The organism is Paracidobacterium acidisoli, assembly GCF_003428625.2.
In the GTDB taxonomy this organism is placed as follows: domain Bacteria; phylum Acidobacteriota; class Terriglobia; order Terriglobales; family Acidobacteriaceae; genus Paracidobacterium; species Paracidobacterium acidisoli.
The window spans coordinates 224,345-243,866 of sequence record NZ_QVQT02000008.1 but is presented as its reverse complement, the minus strand read 5'-3'; the positions used below and the strand labels follow the sequence as shown (position 1 = coordinate 243,866).

The window sequence follows — 19,522 nt, the reverse complement described above, 5'->3', positions numbered from 1 at the left end:
GACGGCGGAGGCACAGGAGCCGGAGTGGACGGAATCATCGCCACTGCGGACGGCGGAGGCACAGGAGCCGGAGTGGACGGGATCATCGCCACTGCGGACGGCGGAGGCACAGGGGCCGGAGTGGACGGGATCATCGCCACTGCGGACGGCGGAGGCACAGGGGCCGGAGTGGACGGAATTTTGGCAGAGGCTATGGTAACGAAACCACCAAAGGCAGCAACACACAGTACGGCGCGAAAACTAAGCTTGGACATGAACATTTCTCCTGGGAAGTTGATGCTGATGCATCGTTGTGTGGGACACACACTTCAGAGCTTAATTTGATGGGAGAGGAATATCTACAACTTTTGTGCTATTTTTTAAGTTGAGAAGCCTATGATTACTAATAAGTTAGTAATCACGTGACTGAGATAATCCACCCTCAATCTCACGGCGTCTTACGATCCGATTACCAGCGCGAAAGATGCTCCGGTTACCGGCACAAACCATCCCTTTCAGCTAAGCTGATGGCGTGATCAGGCAGCTCCGCAGCGACTTCAATTCCCGCTTCCGTCCGGAGCTTTACCGCTCCCTGCGGCATAGTCTGGACGCCTGTGTTCGTACCCACGTTGACTTCCGTATCGCGGAGACGCCCTGCTTTATTCCGAAGCCGCTTCTGGACAGAATGGCGGCGATCGGGGCAGAGCTGACTCACTCCCTGGTGAATGATTCCGGATATCTCACCAAAGCCGGGCGAGCCATTCCGGAGCTTTACCGGGCTGCCGATCAGACCCCGCATCCGCACTTTCTCACCGTCGATTTTGGATTGATTCGTGAGAAAAGCGGCGAGCTTTCCCCTCGTCTGGTGGAGATGCAGGCATTTCCCTCGATTTATGGCCTGCAATTCGTTCTCTCAGAGGCCTACCGGTCGATATTTGAGCTGGACCCGTCGCTGGGTTATTTCCTTGGCGGCCATGACGCGGCGAGCTTCTGGAAGATTCTTTCGCGTGTCATTCTGGCCGGGCATGACCCCGAAACCGTGGTTCTGGCGGAGATCGAGCCTGAACAGCAAAAGACATTTCCGGATTTTCTGGTCACCGCGGATCGTCTGGGAATTCGCATTGTCGATGCGGAATTGATTCTTCCTGAGGATCGTCCCGGGAGATTGCCTCGCCTTTGTTACCGCAATGGCCGGTCCCTGGTCCCCATTCGACGTATCTATAACCGGGCGATCGTCGATGAGCTGATGCGAAAGCAGATCCGCTTGCCGTTCGACTATCGCGAATCCTTCGATGTGGAATGGGCCGGTCATCCGAACTGGTACTTTCTCATCAGCAAGTTCTCGATCCCCTTTCTGCAGCATGAAGCGGTCCCTCCGGCGGTTTTCCTCGATGCCTGGTTTCGCGGCGAAGGGCGCGACCGTTTGCCCGAGGACAGAAATCAATGGATTCTTAAGCCGCTCTTCTCCTTTGCCGGCAAAGGCATTCAGTTTGCTCCCAGCCAGGAAGATCTCGCAGCCATTCCGGTCACTCAGCGGCATGAGTATCTGTTGCAGCAGAGAATGAACTTCGAGCCGGTCATCGAGACGCCCTGCGGTCCGACGCAGTGCGAAATCCGCATCCTCTATGTGTGGCCCGATGGAGAGAATCTTCAGCCGCTGGCTGCTCTTACGCGCCTGGGTCGAGGCAAAATGATGGGCGTCGATCACAATCGCGATCAGGAATGGGTGGGGGCGTCGGCTGCGTTTTATCCGAAACAGGCAGGGTAATCAGGCAGTTATCCGATTCCGCAGACCGAACCGGATCTATCCCCTTTCCGGCCTTTTCGCCCTCAGGTAACCCGATTTCGGCGTTAACCCAAATATTTTGTGGTACCAGCGCGAAACTTTCGTAATACAATGACAAAAATCGGATCGGGTTACATTAAAAGCACCCCGTAACGTCCACAGGGAGTATTTATGGGTGCAATTTCACCAGCTGCGCCGCGCACCAAAAGAAAGGTCCACACCGGGGTTCGCTGCGCTGTTCGTTTTCCATTGCATCTCCCGGTCCGGCTGATTGTTGAGGGAATCGTGTACGAGGGGCAGACAGAGAATATGTCAGCCAGCGGAGTACTGCTCAGGCTGAACAAACTTCTGACCTCTGGCCAGAAAGTGGAATTCCTGGTGGAAATTCCGAGTGGTATGTTCGGCTTGCAGCAGACTGCTGCGGTGCACTGCACCGGCCGCGTGATCCGTTCCTACCATGAGGAAACTTATACGTACGCCGCTGCGATCATCGACGAATACAGCTTTCAGTAAAACGGACGATAGTTAGTTCAGCAGACGGCAGATTCGGGTTGACTATGTCAGATGTAAAGCAGGAAAAGATGGACGAAAACGGCTCGAATGGAGCCGTTCAGGAGAACGGGAAAAGCCTTATTCGCGTTCTTCTGGCCGATTCTCAGGCTATTTACCGTGTGGGCATGCGCAAGGTTTTTGCGCTGGAAGACGATATTCGGGTGGTTGCGCAGGTGGATAACCTTTCTCAGATCCACGCAGCGATTCAGCGGCACCCCACGGATGTGCTTCTGCTTGAGGGAAGCCTGATTGCCGGAACAACCAATGCCATTCCTGAAATCGTCAGGATCGCGCCGCAGATCAAGATCATCGTTCAGACTGCCTCCTCCGACGAAGCGCATACTGTCGAGCTTTACCGTCGCGGCGTCCGGGGCATCATTCCCCGCTCTATCTCGCCGGATCTGCTCGTAAAGTGCGTCCGCAAGATTGCCGCCGGTGAAACCTGGATCGACAACCAGTCGGTGAACTGGGTGATCGAAGCGTATCGCTCGCAGGCCAGCGCACTGACCAATCCGCGCTCGCAGCCCCGGCTCTCTCAGAAAGAGCTGGCCATCATTGCCTGCATTACCCAGGGCAAGCGCAATAAGGAAATCGCCTACCAGCTCGGCACAACCGAACAGGTGATCAAGAACTACCTGCGCAAGATCTACGACAAGCTGGGCGTCTCTGACCGTCTGGAACTGGCTCTTTACTGCCTGCACCATCAACTGCACAAACGGGTAGCCGATACGGAAGCGCGCCCCGGTGAGAATGCCCCTGCCACCCAGCCTGTAAAGCTCTAAGCCTGTAAAGCTCTAAGCCTGTAAAGCTCTAAGCCTGTAAAGCTCTAAGCCTGTAAAGCTCTAAGCCTGTAAAGCTCCAGGCCGCAGAATGCCGGACGCCGATCTGTGCGGAGCCGGACGCAGTTTCCGGTTTTGGTAATCTCGTGAGGTGCCAGGACCATTCCGGAAGCTAAGCTCTGCCCAGCGTCACGCATTCATTGCCTGTTTCCTCGGCTGGTCGCTCGACGCCTTCGATTACTTCATTCTTGTCTTCTGCATCTCCGCCGTTTCGGCGGATTTCCACGAGCGTCCTTCGCGTGTGGCCGAAGCGCTGTTTCTGACGCTGGCCTTTCGTCCTGTCGGAGCGTTTCTCTTCGGCGCGCTGGCCGAGCGGTTCGGACGGCGCTCCATCCTGATGCTGAATATCGCCAGCTATTCCGCGCTGGAGATGGCCTGCGCCTTTGCGCCGACCTTCACTTCCCTGCTGGTGCTGCGCGCGCTCTTCGGTATTGCCATGGGCGGCGAGTGGGGCGTGGGCGCGGCGCTGGCGTTTGAAACGCTGCCCAAAGAGAATCGAGGCTTCTTCTCCGGCCTGCTGCAGGAGGGATATGCGGTCGGCTATCTGATGGCGGCGGCGGCTTATGCCGCGCTCTTCCCTTTCTTCTCGCACCTGACCTGGCACGGACACTCGTTCGGATGGCGCGGGCTGTTTCTGGTCGGAGCGGCTCCGGCGCTGGTGGTCTTCTATATCGGGCGGAAGGTGGAGGAGTCGCCCGCGTGGGTGGAAGGCCGGCGCTCCGGAGCGCTGCAGAAGAAGAAGCAGGATCAGGCCGGATGGATGGAAGGCATTCTGCGCTATGCGCCGACCTTTCTCTTTGTCGTGCTGCTGATGACCGCGTTCAACTCGTTCTCGCACGGCACGCAGGACCTCTATCCGACCTTTCTGCAGAAGGATCATCACTTCTCGGTGCGGCTGACGGGCATTATCGCCATCATCTACAACATCGGCGCGCTCTCGGGCGGCATGCTCTTCGGCACTCTTTCGGAGAAGATCGGGCGGAAGCGGGCAATCATTGCCGCGGCGCTGCTCTCGCTGCCGGTGATTCCGCTGTATGCGCTGTCGCATTCGGTCTTCGCGCTTACGGCGGGCGCCTTCCTGATGCAGTTCATGGTGCAGGGAGCGTGGGGCGTGGTGCCGGCTTACCTGAGCGAGCTGTCGCCGGGGCCGGTGCGGGCGACCTTTCCCGGCTTTGCCTATCAGCTCGGCAATCTGATTTCGTCGCGCAACGACGTGCTGCAGGCCAAAGCGGCGGAGCGGTACGGCAGCTACGGAGTGGTGCTGGCGGCGACGGTGCTGATGGTGGCCTGCGTGCTCGCGGTAATGACGTGCCTGGGACGCGAGGCGCGAGGCGCGGACCTGACGACGGTCTAGCTGCCGGGACGAGGACGGGCGGCGAGAATCCTCTCGACCTCCTGCAGATCTTCCTCAGTATCGACGCCGATGGTGTCGAATGGCGTCTCGGTAACGTAGACGCCGATTCCGTTTTCGAGAAAGCGAAGCTGCTCCAGCCGCTCGATCTGCTCGAGACGGCTGGGCGGCAGCGATGTGAAGCGGTCGAGCGCGGCGCGGCGATACGCGTAGATGCCCTGGTGCTTGCGATAGGGAATGTTGCCGTCGCGGTCGCGATCGTACGGGATGGTGGCGCGGGAGAAGTAGAGTGCGCGGCCATCGGAGGCGGTGACGACCTTGACCGCGTTGGGATTGGCGATCTGATCGGGCGCGCAGGGCGTGGCGATGGTCGCCACTTCCACCTCGGGTCGGGCGAAGGGCGAGAGGAGCGCGTCGAGATGCTCGGGGCGCAGCAGCGGCTCGTCTCCCTGAATGTTGACGTAGATCTCCGCCGGAACGGACTGCGCGACGGCATGGACGCGGTCGGTGCCGCTGGGGCAGCCGGGCGAGGTGAGCATGGCCGGAAAGCCGCGGATCTTTGCGAAGGCCATGACCTCGGCGGAGTCGGTGGCGATGATGACCTGGTCGAGACGAGCACAGGCGCGGGCGGCGTGCCAGACCCAGACGAGCATCGGCTCGCCGGCGATCTCGCGAAGAACTTTGCGAGGCAGGCGGGTGGAGGCAAGACGCGCAGGGATGACCGCCACGATGCGGTCAGGGATGGAATCGACGGCTGATTCGATGGACAAGGGCGCTTCCCGGAATCCTTTCGATCTTCAGGCGTCAGTGTAACCGGCGGCGCGGCCGGGATCGAGATTTCAAATTTTGAAGGGGTGGTTCCCGCAACTCGTTTGCTTTCATCGCTTTATCAAGGTATTACTTCGGTTATCCCCGGCTATCTTCGTGATTCTAAAGGATTCTTTGTGTGACGGGATGCGCATGCCCACGCCCGAACATCCGGACGCAGGGCACCTAGTGGAACCATTCCTCAGCGGCTGAAGCCGCGTCCCTGTCCGGACGGGCTTTTCACGCTTCTTCCATTGTAAGAAATCGCCAAAAACTTCATGCCAGATTTCGGAGAGGAGTAAACCGCTGCGAAAGAAGGATCTCCGGACACGCCGCATTGCGGTGAACTCCGGATCTGTGAAGGGGAACCCTCGATGCACAATCATCCTCCGGCAGCGGCTGAAGCCGCGTTCATTTTGACCTCCTGCGGCACGGCTGAAGCCGTGCCCTGATACAAAGCACACCGGCAGACATGGCGCAGCTCCGGACTTACGGCGTGGCTGAAAGTGGGTCAGCTTCCCACCCTTTGCTTCACCACCCCCGCGCGCGAACATCGCGTGCACCGGGGACCCGGTTCGCCAAAAGCGGCTCAGCAAAGGATGAGGCACCCGGAGATTCTCATTTTTTAGCGGGTGCTCCTGTCTGTCCGAGATGATTTTCACCGCGAGGACGCGAAGGGAGCGCAGAGGGCCGCAAAGAGGTCCGGGGCTGAAGCCCCTTTTCCCTGGCGATCTTCTTCCCCCGGCTAAAGCCGGGGGCTTCTACCGGTCTCGCTAACGCGAGACGCAGGGGCTGAAGCCCTGTCTTTTCCGGCCTGTTACGGCACGGCTGAAGCCGTGCCCTGATACAAAGCACACCGGCAGACATGGCGCAGCTCCGGACTTACGGCGCGGCTGAAAGTGGGTCAGCTTCCCACCCTTTGCTTCACCCCCGCGCACGAACATCGCGTGCACCGGGGACCCGGTTCGCCAAAAGCGGCTCGGCAAAGGATGGGGCACCCGGAGATTCTGTGCCGGGAAGGAGAATCCACATTCCATGTCCGCTCATCACTGCGCGGCCGGTCGCCTTGCCTTTCGCGCATCGGGCCTTTTAGTGTGGAGCATGCCCGGAGAATCCCTCCGCGACGCGAATCTCCAGAGAAACGAGCCGGCAGACCCGACGTATGGCCTCAGAGACAATCAGCAATCCAAATCTTGATTCCACTTTGCGGGAAGACCGTATTTTTCCTCCCCCGGCCGAGTTTGCGGCGAAGGCGCACGTGGGCAGCCTGACGGCTTATGAAGAGCTTTACCGGCGCTCGATCGACGATCCTGAGGCGTTCTGGGCAGAGGCGGCGCAGGAGCTGGAGTGGTTTGCTCCGTGGACCAGAGTGCTGGAGTGGAACCAGCCGTGGGCGAAGTGGTTTGTGGGCGGAAAGATCAATCTGTGCCACAACTGCGTGGACCGGCATGTGCAGAACGGAAAGCGCGACAAGACGGCGATTCTGTGGGAGGGCGAGCCGGGCGAGGTGCGGCGGCTGAGCTTTGCCGAGCTGCACGTCGAGGTGCAGAAGTTTGCGAATGTGCTCAAAGGCCTGGGCATTCAGAAGGGCGACCGCGTGGCCGTGTACATGGGCATGACTCCGGAGCTGGCCATCGCCATTCTGGCCTGCGCGCGGATCGGCGCGGTGCATTCGGTGATCTTCGGCGGCTTTGCGGCGCACGCCATCGTCGACCGCGTGAACGATTCGCAGTGCGTGGCGGTGCTGACCCAGGACACTTCTTACCGGCGCGGTAACGAAGTGAAGCTGAAGGCCACGGTCGACGAGGCGCTGCCGCAGTGTCCGAGCGTGAAGAACGTGGTTGTCTATCAGCGATCAGGTTCGGCGGTGACGATGCAGGAGGGCCGCGATTACTGGTGGCATGAGCTGATGGCCACAGCCGCGGCGGAGTGCCCGGCGGAGCCGCTCGATTCGGAAGACCCGCTGTATATCCTCTATACATCCGGCACGACGGGCAAGCCCAAAGGACTGGTGCATACGACAGGCGGCTATGCGGTGGGCACATACCTGACGAGCAAACTGGTCTTCGACCTGAAGGACGACGATGTGTACTGGTGCTCGGCCGATATCGGATGGGTGACCGGGCACTCGTATGTGGTCTACGGGATTCTGCAGAACGGCGTGACGACGGTGATGTATGAGGGCGCGCCGAATCATCCGGGGCCGGACCGCTTCTGGAAGATCATCGACGACCACAAGGTGACGGTGTTTTACACGGCGCCGACGGCGATTCGCGCCTTCATCAAGTGGGGCAACGAGCATGTGGCGAAGCACAGCCTGGATTCGCTGCGGCTGCTGGGCACGGTGGGCGAGCCGATCAATCCTGAGGCGTGGATGTGGTATCGCGAGGTAATCGGCAAGGGGCGCTGCCCGATTGTGGATACGTGGTGGCAGACGGAGACGGGCGCGATCATGATCTCGCCGCTGCCGGGCGCGATTGCGGCGAAGCCGGGGTCGGCGACGCGGCCGCTGCCGGGCATTCTGCCGGAGGTGGTGACGCGGACGGGCGAGCCGGTTCCGGCGGGGCAGGGCGGTCTGCTGGTGGTTCGCAAACCGTGGCCGTCGATGGCGCGGACGATCTGGGGTGATCCGGAGCGGTATGAGAAGACGTACTGGAGCGATATTCCGGGCTCGTACTTTACCGGCGACGGCGCGCGCATCGATCAGGACGGCTACTTCTGGCTGATGGGGCGCGTGGATGACGTGATCAACGTGAGCGGACACCGGCTGGGCACAATGGAGATCGAGTCGGCGCTGGTGGCGCACGCGCGGGTCGCGGAGGCCGCAGTGGTGGGGCGTCCCGATGAGATGAAGGGCCAGGCGATCTCGGCGTTTGTGACGCTGGAGAGCGGGAATGAGCCCTCGCCCGAGCTGAAGGACGAGCTGCGGGCGTGGGTGGCCAAAGAGATTGGGGCGCTGGCGCGGCCGGACGATATCCGCTTTACGGACCAGTTGCCGAAGACGCGCTCGGGCAAGATCATGCGGCGGCTGCTGCGCGATCTGGCCACGCACGGCGAGATCAAAGGCGATACGACGACGCTCGAAGACTTCAGCGTGATCGCGAAGCTGCGCGAACAGGACGAGTAGGACTCGCCGGGACTGGCCGTCCAGGCGATCGCGGGACTCGCCGTCCAGGCGATCGCGGGACTCGCCGTCCAGGCGATCGCGCCTTCGGCGCATAACATCTGAACGCTGGGTTTGCCCATGTTCGAGATTCCGGACATGGGGCACCCGGCGCTTCGGTCGGGATGACCATTCATTCTCTTACCTGAACTCACGGCAAGCGATTTGAGCGATGCCGATGCAGCTTAATTCGGCAGGCGGCAGCAGTCGCCTTCGGCGGGCGGGCCGTCGTTGCTGGCGTCGAGGGCGACCTTCCAGGTGTCGTCGGGCTGCTTCTTCCAGACGGTCATGTAGCGGCCGGTGGTCTGAATGGTGCCGCCTTCGCGGTCCTTCGAGACGCCCTGGTAGTGTCCCCAGGTAAAACCCATATCTCCGCCGGGCGAGAGGCGCGCGCCTTCCGGCGTCCAGGTGAGCTGATACTGCTGCGGCGTCCAGGTGGCGGCGGCGGCGATGGCGGCGCGTCCCACGACGGGCGGCTTGCCGTTGCTGAGGGTGACGGCATCGTCGGCGAACCATGAGGCGAAGGCCTTGCCGCCGCCTCGGGCCGTGTCGGCGGCGAACTTCGCCTCGAGCTGGTAGAGGAACTGGATTCCCGGAGAGAGAGAGGGATTGGTGAGGGGGTTCTGGTCCTGCGCCTGGGGAGAGCTCACCAGCGGATCGAGCGGCAGCTGCGCGAAGACCACCGGCGAGACCAGGAACAGACAGAAGACGGTCAGGACTGCAGAGCGGCAGATACGCATAAGAACGAAGCCTCGGGAACAGAATAGATCACGCGGTTCGGGAGGCGAAGCGCGGCGAGAGCCGGGGCGGAGGGATGGAGCCGTTGTGAAGATCGGGGGAAAGAAATTCGTTGACATTTAAAAGTCTACATATGTAGATTTATCGGCATGAAACTGCGTCTGTCGCCGCAAACCCTCCTGGTTCTGGATGCGTTTCTGCAGGAGCCGCGGGAGTGGAGTTACGGATATGACATCAGCCGAAGGACGGGGCTGAAGTCGGGGACGCTGTATCCGATCCTGATGCGGATGGCGGAGAGGAAGCTGCTGGAGACGTCGTGGGAGACAGCGGAGGAGGGCCGGCCTCCGCGGCATTTGTACCGGCTGACGGTGGAGGGGATGGGATTTGCGCGGGAGCACCGGCTACCGCGCGCGGCGGGACGGCTGGCGGCGCTGCATGAGGCGGAGGGCTGATGGCGGCGATTCGCAGGGCGGCCCGTCGGCTGCTGCAGGTTGTGGTGCGGTGCTCTCCGGCGGTGTGCCGGGAGTGGGCCGAGGCCATGCTGCGGGAGCTGGACTTCATCGACAGCGACCGCGAGGCGCTGGAGTGGGCGCTGGGAAGCACGGCGGCGATGCTTCGGTGCCTGTGGCGCGAGGGGTGGAAGGGATCTTTGTGGAAAAGGAAGGAGGCGCGTGTGGATCAGATTGGTAAGAAAACGGTGGGAGTGATTTCAGGAGCGGTGCTGGCGGCGGCGCTGCTGGCGGCGGCCTTCGGACTGGTGTGGCTGGGGTATGTGCTCTTCCCCGGGCTCGATCTGGATCGCAAAGAGTGGGTGCATGTGCTGACCATCGTGGTGATTCCGGAGATCATCTTTGCGATCGCGGCGGTGAAGCTGTGGCGGAAGCGGGCTCCGGTGGCGCTGGGCATTCTGCTGATGGGCAGCGTGATGGCGATCCACGTGGTCATTCACTTTGCCACGCGCTGAAAGGCGCTGGACGTGGACCGGCGGGCTCGCGGGCCCGTTTGAAGGGCCACAGAAAAAATCCCTCAGCGGCCGAAGCCGCGACATGCTGGAGCATTCGATGGCACGGCTGAAGCCGTGCCCTTCCCAAAAAGAAACAGACCCATTCCCTTCTGTGCGGCGGGTTGCGGCGCGCAACCCTTTCCGGTTATCGTGAACGGTTCCTGAAAACGGTATCATCGTGCGCCGCGTAAGGCGCGCTCAGGAACGGCCCGGGCAGCTTTCCGTCTTATGGTGCGGCGGAAACGGGGTATAGCCTTCCCCACCTTAGCCGCCAAAGACGGGCGGCGAAGATGGGGCACCCGGGTGCGAGCTCCAGGTGAAATAACGGGGCAGGGGCCAGGCTAAATAATCGGATACAGGGAAGGATCAGCGTACAGCAGATGGATCGCAGAGATTTTCTGAAGGCGGCAGGAGTGGCCACGGCACAGACCCTGGTGGGAGCAAAGACCTATGCCCTGGCAGGAGCGCAGGAGGAGCCGGCACGGCCGGTATCTGCAAACGATCAGATTCACCTGGCACTGATTGGAGCCGGCGGACAGGGGATGTACGACACGGGGACGGCGGTGCAGGTTCCGGGCGTAAAGCTGGTGGCCGTGGCCGATTGTTACGACGGGCGGCTGGCGCGCAGCAAAGAGCAGTGGGGCGATGGCGTCTTCACGACGAAGGATTACCACGAGATTCTGGCGCGCAAAGATGTCGACGCGGTGCTGATTGCCACGCCGGACCACTGGCACAAGCAGGCGGCCGTGGATGCGATGAAGGCCGGCAAGGACGTGTACTGCGAGAAACCGATGATCCATCTGTACTCGGATGGACCGGAGATGATCGAAGCGGCGCGGGCGACGAACCGGATCATCCAGATCGGCAGCCAGCGGGTGAGCTCGATGATCTACGCGAAGGCCAAGGAGCTGCTGGAGTCGGGCGCGATCGGCAAGCTGAACATGATCACGGCGTGGTGGGACCGCAACTCGGCGATCGGCGCGTGGGATTATACGATTCCACCGGATGCGTCGACGGAGACGTGCGACTGGCCGCGGTTTCTGGGAACGGCGCCGAAGATTCCCTTCAGCGCGGAGCAGTTTTTCCAGTGGCGCAAGTGGAAGGCATACGGGAGCGGCGTGGCGGGCGATTTGTTCGTTCACCTCTTCAGCGGAACGCACTTCATCACCGGATCGCACGGGCCGACGCGGGCGATGGCGACGGGCGGGCTGCGCTTCTGGAAGGATGGGCGCAACGTGCCGGATGTGATGCTGGGGCTCTTCGATTATCCGGAGGGCTTTAACCTCAACCTGCGGGTGAACTTCGTCGACGGCGGCTCAGAGGGTGAAGGGTTTATCTTCTCGGGCTCGGAAGGAACGATGGAGATCGGCGGGGGCGGCGTGACGGTGAACCGCGTGCCGCGCGAGACGGAGCCGGGGCTGACGATCGGGACATTTCCGGAGGCGATGCAGAAGCAGATCACGGCGGCGTACCGGGAGAAGTATCCGCTGCAGCATCCGGTGGGTCCGCTGCCGGAGAGGACGGAGCGGTATCAGGCGCCGAAGGATTACAGCGACAGCTACGACCATCTGAAGAACTTCTTCGAATCGGTACGGTCGCGGAAACCGGTGGTCGAAGATGCAGTCTTCGGCTTCCGCGCTGCCGGAGCCGCGCTGCTGAGCAACCTGAGCTACGACCGCGGCAGGGTGATCGAGTGGGACCCGGAGGCGATGAAGATAAAAGCGTAAAGGCAGGGCGCAGGGCGCAGGGCGCAGGGCGCAGGGCGCAGAATTGCGCGATCCATTCACGTCCGAAGATCCGGACGTGGCCTCCATTTTCGCCTGGACAACACAGGAATGCAGATGCAGGGATTCATCGACGGATGAATCCCTGTCTTTTTTTGTGCACTGCCTGCTTTGCGTGCTGCTTTGCCTTCGCGCTACTTCGCAGCAGGTGGGGCGGGAGTGGGGCCGTTGAGCATGTGGAGGGTGTTCATCCACTTCTCTGCCTCCTTCGGCCACGTGGTGACGGGCAGGCCGTTGGGACGAAGGCCGTAGCCGTGGCCGCCGTGCGTGTAGAGGTGCATCTCGGCGGGGGTACCGGCGTTCTTCAGCTGCTGAAAATAGACGAGGCTGTTTTCGACGTGCACCGGATCGTCTTCGGCCTGGACGAGAAAGGTCGGCGGCGTATCGGCGGTGGGATGGATGTCGGGGTTCGGCGCGTAGTTCCGATCGGCAATCGCCAGATAGCCGGGATAGATGACGACGGCGAAGTCAGGCCGGCAGCTCTGCCGATCGGCCGCGTCGACATCGGGATAAAGACGCTTGTCGTAGTGCGTGCTGACGGCGGCGGCGAGGTGCGCTCCGGCGGAGAAGCCGAGGACGCCGACGCGGTGCGGATCGATGCCCCACTCGACGGCATGCTCACGGACCATGCCGACGGCGCGCTGCGCGTCCTGCAGAGCGGCCGATGATTTTGGCCAGGGGCCGCTGTCGGGCACGCGGTATTTGAGCAGAACGCAGGTGACACCGATGGAGTTGAGCCAGTCGCAGACCTCGGTGCCTTCGAGATCGATGGCGAGAATGCGATAGCCGCCGCCGGGAAAGACGACGACCGCAGCGCCGGTGCTGATGCCGGAGGTGGGGCGGTAGAGCGTGATGGTGGGCGTGGAGACGTTGCCGAGGCGGATGATGGGACGACCGGCGACGAGCGGGTCCTTTGCCGTGTTGGTATCGACCTCGGGCCCGGTGGCGGTGGATGCGCCGGGCGCGCCATTCAGCCAGAGCGGCAGCGTGAGATGGCCGGGAGCGGGCTCCCATGCGGGCGTTTGCGCGAAGGCGGCGGAGGCCGCGAAGCAGAGAGACAGAGCGAGAACAGGAAGACGGAATCTTTTCAGCATGCAGGAAACCTTCCGGTTGAAGTCAAAAAGCAGGATGGCCGCCGCGAGCGGCGCGGCACATGAGCAAATACAGCGGGCAGAAAATACCTGCGCCTGCCCGGTGGATGGCGATCGCAGAACAACGATACCAGCCGCAATCGGAAACGGCGCGTCTTTATCGCTTGACAAACCATAACCCGATGGTTATGGTTCTGCATGTGAAGACGGCTCATGCCAGTCACGTGTTCCGGGCTCTTGCCGATCCGACGCGCAGAGCACTCTTCGAGGAGCTGACGCGGCAGGGCGAGCAGACCGTCCACGCGCTGACCCGCTATGCGGGCGTGTCGCAGCCTGCCGTCTCCAAGCACCTGACGGTGCTGAAGCGGGCGAAGCTGGTGCGGCATCGCCGCGAGGGTCGCGAAACGCACTATCGCGCGCAGCCCGATGCGCTGGCGCCGATGGTGGACTGGCTGCGCGTCTACGGCGCCTTCTGGCGCGACCGGTTCGACCAGCTTGAAGCCCTTCTGGAGAGGATGAAATAGTGATGAGCCATGCCGCAGAGAGTCCCGATACCCTTGTGGTCGAAAGGGTATTTGCGCACCCGCCGGAGAAGCTGTGGCGCGCGCTCACGGAGAGTCCGCTGCTCGCGCAGTGGATGATGAGCAATGATTTCGAGCCGGTGGTGGGGCGCAGGTTCCGGTTCCGGACCGAGCCGGTGTCGCACTGGAGCGGCGTGGTGGACTGCGAGGTGCTGGTCGTCGATCCGCAGCGGCGGCTCTCCTACAGCTGGGGCGTGGGCGAGAGCGAAGCCGGTCTGCAGTGGGTGGTGCTGTGGACGCTGACTCCGGCGGAGGGCGGCACGCACGTTCGCATGGAGCAGTCCGGCTTTCGCCCTGAGCAGAAGGCAAATTATCAGGGCGCAAAGTACGGCTGGCAGAAGTTCTTCAGCGGCCTGGAGCGGGTGGCTGAAGGTCTGGAGTGAGCATGAAAACCAAATCCATTGCTTACTGGACGACGACCGTGCTCGTTGCCCTTCCGATCGGCAGCGGCGGTGTCGCGCAGATGGCGCAGTATCACGCCCATCCTCACGGCACGGTGCCTGTGCTCGGGTACCCGCTGTACTTCTTCGCCATCCTTGGCTTCTGGAAGCTGGCTGGGGCCATCGCCATCCTGTGGCCGGGCTTTCCGCGGCTCAAGGAGTGGGCGTATGCCGGCATCTTCTTCGATCTGACGGGCGCGGCCATGTCCTGCGCGGCGGTGGGCGGCTATGGCGCTTACGGCTTTCATGTCATCGCTCCGCTCATCCTTACTGCTCTGACCGTTGCCTCGTGGGCGCTGCGCCCGCAGAGCCGTACCCTCGGCATCCTCTTTCCAGCAACAAACGGAGAAACGAAATGAAGATCAAAGTGACCAGTATTTATGTCGACGACCAGGAGAAGGCTCTGCGCTTTTATACCGAAGTGCTGGGCTTTGTGAAGAAGGCCGACTTCAGCCAGGGGCCGTATCGCTGGCTCACGGTCGCCTCGGCAGAAGAGCCGGACGGCACCGAGCTGCAGCTGGCGCTGAACAACAGCCCCGCGGCGCAGACGTATCAGCAGGCGCTGTTTCAGCAGAACCAGCCCGCGATCATGTTCTTTACCGACGACCTGCAGGCCGACTACGAGCGGATGAAAGAGGGCGGCGCCGCGTTTACCATGCCGCCGACAGACGTGACCGCCTCGAAGATTGCCATGGTAAACGACACCTGCGGCAATCTGGTGCAGCTTACGCAGCTGATGCGCTGGCAGGCCTGAGAAGGGCTGAGGTATTCAGGCGGTTCGCCGGCGGAGTTTCTAAGGCGGCACTGTAGCATGTAGTACTTTCGGCGCTGCCTGCCGGCGTGCCTGGCAGAATAGACGGATTACTCCTGATAGCCTGTTTGCCGGCGCTCATTGATCCCCTGAAAAGTGGCCTGACGATTTGATGTTTGTTAAGACCGGGTGACGATTTTCCGTCGTCCATCATTCCTTAAGTGCCACTAATCCCGAGAAATCATTACAAGAGGGTAATTTTATAAGTGGTTACTAAAATGGCTATGGCACAGACACTCCTCTTCTTATACTTTTAATGCCGGAACTTAATCCGCACACAATTGAGTGCTCTGGGAAGCAGGTCCCATCGTGAACGTGGGCGTGGGGAGCAGCAGGTCTTTGCTGCGTTTGCCGTTTTTTGTCAGTTTTGCTTTGGGATTCGGATTTTCTCTTCTGATCAGCGGTTGCGGAGGCGGCGGCTCCGGCTCGGGCGGTTCCGGTAACGCAGGAGGGGGCGGCGGCACTACCACGTCCACACTGGCCGTTACATCGATCAGCCCGGCAAGTGTTACCGCGGGCGTCAGTGCGCTCACCCTGACCGTCAACGGCTCCGGGTTTGTCTCGAGCAGTGTGGTCCAGGTCGGTGGAACCAGTGAGACCACCACGTATGTCAGCGCATCGCAGCTGACCGCGACCGTCCCAGCCAGCCAGATCACCCAGGGCGCGCAGCTCGCCGTGAGTGTGGCGAACGGAACAGTGAGCAGCTCCGGCACTCCGATCAATCTCGAGGTCGATAATCCGGCTCCAACGATTACGACGATCTCTCCCACCAGTGAAACCACCGGAACCACGTCGGCTGTGGTCGTGGTCACCGGCACAGGGTTTGATCCTGCAACCACGATCAATGTCAACGGGACGCCGAGGGCAACCACATTCAGCAGCGCAACCCAGGCAGGCGTCACGCTCACGTCGGCGGACCTTGCCGCCGCGGGCAGCCTTTCGCTGACCGCCGTAAATCCGACTCCGGGCGGCGGCACCTCTGCGGCCGAGAGCCTGAGCGTTGCCGCGGCGACGCTGCCGGGGCCGAAGATCAGCTCCGTCTCGCCCAACTCAATCTATACCGGTTCACCGGATACGACGATCACGGTCACCGGAACCGGCTTTATCCTGGGCTCCGTGGTTGAATGGAACGGCACGCCACTGAAGACCACGCTGTTCACCAGCTACACCACCTTCCTGGTGGCAACAGTGCCGGCGGCCGACCTTACCGCCGCCGGAAACGCTTCGGTGACGGTCATGACGCCGGGGGCTTCACCGTCCACGTCCAGCGCGGTGAGCGTGGCCATTGCTAATCCACCGGCGCCTGCGCTTACCGGCCTGTATCCGAACGCGGGTCCGATCGGCACGACCAGCCAGATAACTGTGGAAGGGACGAACTTTGTGCCCAGCACCACGGTCTCGGTCAATGGAACGGTCGTGGCGTCGACCTTGAACAATCCGACTTCCATCACGGCGACCATTCCCGCCTCCAGCCTTGCCTTCCCCGGGAATGTCAATGTTACGGTCACCACGCCGGCACCCGGCGGAGGAACCAGCTCGGCACAGCCGTTTACGGTGTATCTCCCCATCACCGCCAACGACATCGTCTTCAACGCAACAGACGGGCTCCTGTATGCGTCGGTGCCTGCGACATCAGCCGGAGTTTCGGGCAATTCGGTAGTGGGCATCGACCCGACGACCGGCAATGTAACGCGGCAGATCCAGGTCGGCAGCAATCCCAATAAGCTGGCGCTATCGTCAGACGGGACGCAGCTCTTTGTCGGCCTCGACGGCGCAGCCAGCGTGGCCCAAGTGAATCTGACACAGGGCAAGGTGGTGAACCAGTTCCAGGTGGGCGTGGAAGGCCTCTACAACCCACCGGCCGCTCTGTTCCTGGTGGCTGTGCCAGGGTTGCCAAATTCCGTGGCGGTGGCAACGGCAGCCGGTATCACCATCTACGATTCCGGGGTGGCCCGTGCCGACGAGTGGACATCGGGAGAGGGGGCGATGAGCTTCGGCTCTTCGGGGTCGACCCTTTACGTGCTCTCAGACAACAACACGGTGGAAGAGCTGACGGTCGGCTCAACCGGCATCACGGCAGCCAGCGCGCTGTCAGGCCTCACTCAGTACGCCAACTGGCTGCAATATGACAAGGGAAACCTGTATCTTTCCACCGGGCAGGTGCTGAATGCCTCGAATGGCACACTCGAGGGTACGTTCTACAGCAGCCTCAGCACGCCCGCAACTGGCCCGGTGGTTTCGGATTCAAGCCTTGGTCGCGCATTTGTCGCAACAGGTTCATTTGGCAATAACAGCAATACGGTGCTGGCATTCGATGAGTCTTCTTTCAACCTGCTCGGAGGCGTTGTAGTGAACGGGGCAGGTGAGAACGGCTATGGAGCTTCTTTTGAGAAGATCGTGCGCTGGGGACAGAACGGACTTGCGCTCAATGCCAGCCCCGGTCCCTTCACCTCGCAGTCTCAGTTGTTCATTTTCCAGTCGCCTCTGGTGAAGGACCTGTCGTCTTCTCCGGCCGACCTCTCCGTCACCCTGAGCGCTCCCGGCACAGCCACTACGGGGAGTTCCGTTTCCTGGGTGGCCACGGTTAAAAACCTGGGGCCGAATGCCTCGGATGGTGCGGTCGTTGGTATTACCCTTGATCCATCGCTGACCATCGGCAGCGTGAAGGCCAGCACGGGCTCGTGCGGCAGTGGCACGACCTTCAGCTGTGATCCGGGGACGCTCGCCAGCGGGGCAAGCGCGACCATTACCGTGAATGCGACACCCACCGAGGCGGGAACTCTCGCGGGCACGGCCTCGGTGACCTCCGTCAGCTACGATCCAACACCGGGCAATGACACATCCGCCACCAGCACCACAGTGACAGGCGGCATCTATGGTGCGGTGCCATCCATCTCCTCCATTTCGCCCAATCTGGTGCAGGCCGGTTCGAGCGATTTCACGCTGACCGTTTCAGGGAATGGATTCAATGCAAATTCAACGGTAAATCTGGGCGTCACCGCACTGACGACCACCTTCGTGAACGCAGCGCAGCTCACCGCAACCGTCACCGCTGCAGAAATTGCAAACTACGGATGGGCGGCGGTTACGGTTTCCAATCCAACCCCCGGCGGAGGCGTTTCGCAGATCACGCCACTGACGATCTATGATCTCGTAAATGTTCCGACGAGCGGATTGCTCTTCGATCCGTATGCGCAGTCACTCTACGCAACCGTTCCGAGCACGGCCATCAGTATCACCGGCAATTCGGTCGTGAAGATCAACCCCGCTACCGGGGCAGTCGGCACGCCGGTCGCGGTGGGCAGCCAGCCAACGGTGATGGCGGAAACCACAGACGGGGATTATCTGTACATCGGTTTAAGCGGATCCAACAGTCTGGCGAAATTCAATTTGCTGAATCAGAGTCTGACCGCCACCATCCCACTCTCATTAACGCAATCTGGATCAACGTCGAATGTTACTGCCACCTCGCTGGTTGCAATGCCTGGCTCTGATACCACCCTGGCTGTTGGCATAACGAATGCCTGGAGCAGCTTTGGCATCTTAGATACCAGCGGCACGACCGGCACCTTCCGTCCAAATCTGTCCGGGATTTACGAGGGCGCCAATCCGGTCTTTGCAGATGCATCCCATTTGTATGCCAGCGGGGGCGAAAGCACAGTATTTTATCGCTACAGCGTGAATGCGAATGGTCTGACCGAGACCGACGGCACGACCCTTCAGGGGATGAGTGGTTTCGGCGGAGGCATCCAGCTGGCGAATGGCCTGGTTTACGGATTGGGCGGGGGAATCATTAATCCATCCACTTCTCCGCCTTCGCAGATAGCGGCTCTTCCGCTGATCGATTTCTATGACTCCGGCTCGACACCGGAAGGTTCCGGCTTTGCAGCTGACCCATCCCTCAGCAAGGAGTTCCTGATGCTGGATAATCTGGCGGGGACCTCTGCCTTTGGGCTGACGCGCTACGATCTCAGCACATATCTGCCTGAAGCCGTGCTGCAGATGCCCGCATCATATTCCTCGATCACCAGCGGCTGGAACATGTTGCGCTGGGGGCAGGATGGGCTGGCTCTGCTGACATCCACCGAGAACTACACGACCAATCAGACGATCACTTCGCTCATCCTGCTGCGCGGGCCCTTTGTGGCTCCGCAGGAACTCGGGACAGACACGGCGGCGAGTCTGACGGCAAGCTCGGCCACAAGCATTGCCCACGGCAGCGGCAATACTATGCTGACTCTTACCGGGACGAACTTTCTTCCCGGTGTGGCCGTGACATGGAACGGAAGCTACCGGACAACGACCATCGTGGATGCAACCCACGTCACGGTGGCGATTCCGGCGAGCGATCTGGCAAACGCCGGCTCGGCATCGCTGATTGCCACAAACCCCGGCGCCCCGGCATCCGGCAAGCTCACCATCACGATCAACTAACTGCGCGTTCCCCCGCCGCGCAGAACGAAACCGGAACCAATGTTTCTCAGGTCGATGGAGCCATCGTCCTGAGGAGCATTCCGTCTCGTTTGCTCCCTGAAAGTTATCTTTTCGGGGAACTTCGGTCATTCACTCCAAACTGATTCCCTGCCGAACGTTGCCG

The 19,522-nt window shown here is 61.3% G+C and carries 17 protein-coding genes; 14 read left to right on the top strand and 3 right to left on the bottom strand.

The features are described 5' to 3' along the window. The 5 genes from D0Y96_RS19695 to D0Y96_RS19675 form a co-directional block, all read left to right on the top strand. The coding region (locus tag D0Y96_RS19695; protein WP_215601633.1) for a hypothetical protein at positions 1–199 on the top strand (199 nt) is incomplete at its 5' end. 312 nt (positions 200–511) lie between these two features. After that, entirely contained in the window at positions 512–1,747 is a 1,236-nt protein-coding gene (locus D0Y96_RS19690; protein WP_117303473.1) for a hypothetical protein, read from the top strand. A gap of 189 nt (positions 1,748–1,936) precedes the next feature. Continuing rightward, complete coding sequence (locus D0Y96_RS19685) at positions 1,937–2,278, top strand: PilZ domain-containing protein (RefSeq protein ID WP_117303471.1); 342 nt, start codon at positions 1,937–1,939, stop codon at positions 2,276–2,278. Positions 2,279–2,322: 44 nt separating this feature from the next. Then, positions 2,323–3,099, top strand: coding sequence for a response regulator transcription factor (locus D0Y96_RS19680; RefSeq protein ID WP_117303469.1), 777 nt, complete (start codon positions 2,323–2,325; stop codon positions 3,097–3,099). Positions 3,100–3,247: 148 nt separating this feature from the next. Next, positions 3,248–4,510, top strand: a complete 1,263-nt coding sequence (locus tag D0Y96_RS19675) for an MFS transporter (protein ID WP_117303467.1) — start codon at positions 3,248–3,250, stop codon at positions 4,508–4,510. Here D0Y96_RS19675 and kdsB read toward each other — a convergent pair. Beyond that, positions 4,507–5,277, bottom strand: a complete 771-nt coding sequence (gene kdsB, locus D0Y96_RS19670; RefSeq protein ID WP_252263967.1) for a 3-deoxy-manno-octulosonate cytidylyltransferase — start codon at positions 5,275–5,277, stop codon at positions 4,507–4,509. The two genes, D0Y96_RS19675 and kdsB, sit on opposite strands and share 4 nt — an antisense overlap. Before the next feature lie 1,199 nt (positions 5,278–6,476). Between kdsB and acs the strand changes: the two genes are divergently transcribed. Continuing rightward, complete coding sequence (acs, locus tag D0Y96_RS19665) at positions 6,477–8,441, top strand: acetate--CoA ligase (protein ID WP_117303465.1); 1,965 nt, start codon at positions 6,477–6,479, stop codon at positions 8,439–8,441. A gap of 221 nt (positions 8,442–8,662) precedes the next feature. On the opposite strand, the gene D0Y96_RS19660 is transcribed toward acs, so the two are convergent. Continuing rightward, positions 8,663–9,217, bottom strand: a complete 555-nt coding sequence (locus tag D0Y96_RS19660) for a YybH family protein (RefSeq protein WP_117303463.1) — start codon at positions 9,215–9,217, stop codon at positions 8,663–8,665. A gap of 147 nt (positions 9,218–9,364) precedes the next feature. Between D0Y96_RS19660 and D0Y96_RS19655 the strand changes: the two genes are divergently transcribed. The 3 genes from D0Y96_RS19655 (at position 9,365) to D0Y96_RS19645 (ending at position 11,945) form a co-directional block, all read left to right on the top strand. Then, positions 9,365–9,667: a PadR family transcriptional regulator gene (locus tag D0Y96_RS19655; protein WP_117303461.1), complete on the top strand. Its 303-nt coding sequence runs from the start codon at positions 9,365–9,367 to the stop codon at positions 9,665–9,667. Further along, positions 9,667–10,179 carry a hypothetical protein gene (locus D0Y96_RS19650; RefSeq protein ID WP_117303459.1) on the top strand — a complete coding sequence of 171 codons (513 nt, stop codon included), beginning with the start codon at positions 9,667–9,669 and terminating at the stop codon, positions 10,177–10,179. The genes D0Y96_RS19655 and D0Y96_RS19650 overlap by 1 nt, the downstream gene beginning before the upstream one ends. Positions 10,180–10,598: 419 nt before the next feature. After that, positions 10,599–11,945, top strand: a complete 1,347-nt coding sequence (locus D0Y96_RS19645; protein ID WP_117303457.1) for a Gfo/Idh/MocA family oxidoreductase — start codon at positions 10,599–10,601, stop codon at positions 11,943–11,945. 191 nt (positions 11,946–12,136) lie between these two features. Here the strand turns inward: D0Y96_RS19645 and D0Y96_RS19640 are convergent, their stop codons facing one another. Beyond that, positions 12,137–13,096 (bottom strand): alpha/beta hydrolase, encoded by a 960-nt coding sequence (locus D0Y96_RS19640; protein WP_117303509.1) that lies wholly within the window; start codon positions 13,094–13,096, stop codon positions 12,137–12,139. Positions 13,097–13,275: 179 nt separating this feature from the next. Between D0Y96_RS19640 and D0Y96_RS19635 the strand changes: the two genes are divergently transcribed. The 5 genes from D0Y96_RS19635 (at position 13,276) to D0Y96_RS19615 (ending at position 19,359) form a co-directional block, all read left to right on the top strand. Next, positions 13,276–13,617 (top strand): ArsR/SmtB family transcription factor, encoded by a 342-nt coding sequence (locus tag D0Y96_RS19635; RefSeq protein WP_252263966.1) that lies wholly within the window; start codon positions 13,276–13,278, stop codon positions 13,615–13,617. A gap of 2 nt (positions 13,618–13,619) precedes the next feature. Then, positions 13,620–14,057 (top strand): SRPBCC family protein, encoded by a 438-nt coding sequence (locus D0Y96_RS19630; RefSeq protein WP_117303455.1) that lies wholly within the window; start codon positions 13,620–13,622, stop codon positions 14,055–14,057. Positions 14,058–14,059: 2 nt separating this feature from the next. After that, positions 14,060–14,473, top strand: a complete 414-nt coding sequence (locus D0Y96_RS19625; protein ID WP_117303453.1) for a DoxX family protein — start codon at positions 14,060–14,062, stop codon at positions 14,471–14,473. Then, positions 14,470–14,868 carry a VOC family protein gene (locus D0Y96_RS19620; protein ID WP_117303452.1) on the top strand — a complete coding sequence of 133 codons (399 nt, stop codon included), beginning with the start codon at positions 14,470–14,472 and terminating at the stop codon, positions 14,866–14,868. The genes D0Y96_RS19625 and D0Y96_RS19620 overlap by 4 nt, the downstream gene beginning before the upstream one ends. A 405-nt stretch (positions 14,869–15,273) precedes the next feature. Beyond that, the gene (locus D0Y96_RS19615; RefSeq protein WP_199480487.1) at positions 15,274–19,359 is read left to right on the top strand and encodes a beta strand repeat-containing protein; all 4,086 of its coding nucleotides are present in this window, start codon (positions 15,274–15,276) and stop codon (positions 19,357–19,359) included. The last annotated feature ends 163 nt before the right edge of the window (positions 19,360–19,522 follow it).

Bases quoted from the DNA above. Each gene is read 5' to 3' on its own strand.
- D0Y96_RS19635 (WP_252263966.1), top strand. From the start codon at position 13,276: ATGGTTATGGTTCTGCATGTGAAGACGGCTCATGCCAGTCACGTGTTC.
- D0Y96_RS19650 (WP_117303459.1), top strand. From the start codon at position 9,667: ATGGCGGCGATTCGCAGGGCGGCCCGTCGGCTGCTGCAGGTTGTGGTG.
- D0Y96_RS19620 (WP_117303452.1), top strand. From the start codon at position 14,470: ATGAAGATCAAAGTGACCAGTATTTATGTCGACGACCAGGAGAAGGCT.
- D0Y96_RS19660 (WP_117303463.1), bottom strand. From the start codon at position 9,217: ATGCGTATCTGCCGCTCTGCAGTCCTGACCGTCTTCTGTCTGTTCCTG.
- D0Y96_RS19685 (WP_117303471.1), top strand. From the start codon at position 1,937: ATGGGTGCAATTTCACCAGCTGCGCCGCGCACCAAAAGAAAGGTCCAC.
- D0Y96_RS19640 (WP_117303509.1), bottom strand. From the start codon at position 13,096: ATGCTGAAAAGATTCCGTCTTCCTGTTCTCGCTCTGTCTCTCTGCTTC.
- D0Y96_RS19655 (WP_117303461.1), top strand. From the start codon at position 9,365: ATGAAACTGCGTCTGTCGCCGCAAACCCTCCTGGTTCTGGATGCGTTT.
- D0Y96_RS19645 (WP_117303457.1), top strand. From the start codon at position 10,599: ATGGATCGCAGAGATTTTCTGAAGGCGGCAGGAGTGGCCACGGCACAG.
- acs (WP_117303465.1), top strand. From the start codon at position 6,477: ATGGCCTCAGAGACAATCAGCAATCCAAATCTTGATTCCACTTTGCGG.
- D0Y96_RS19680 (WP_117303469.1), top strand. From the start codon at position 2,323: ATGTCAGATGTAAAGCAGGAAAAGATGGACGAAAACGGCTCGAATGGA.
- D0Y96_RS19625 (WP_117303453.1), top strand. From the start codon at position 14,060: ATGAAAACCAAATCCATTGCTTACTGGACGACGACCGTGCTCGTTGCC.
- D0Y96_RS19630 (WP_117303455.1), top strand. From the start codon at position 13,620: ATGAGCCATGCCGCAGAGAGTCCCGATACCCTTGTGGTCGAAAGGGTA.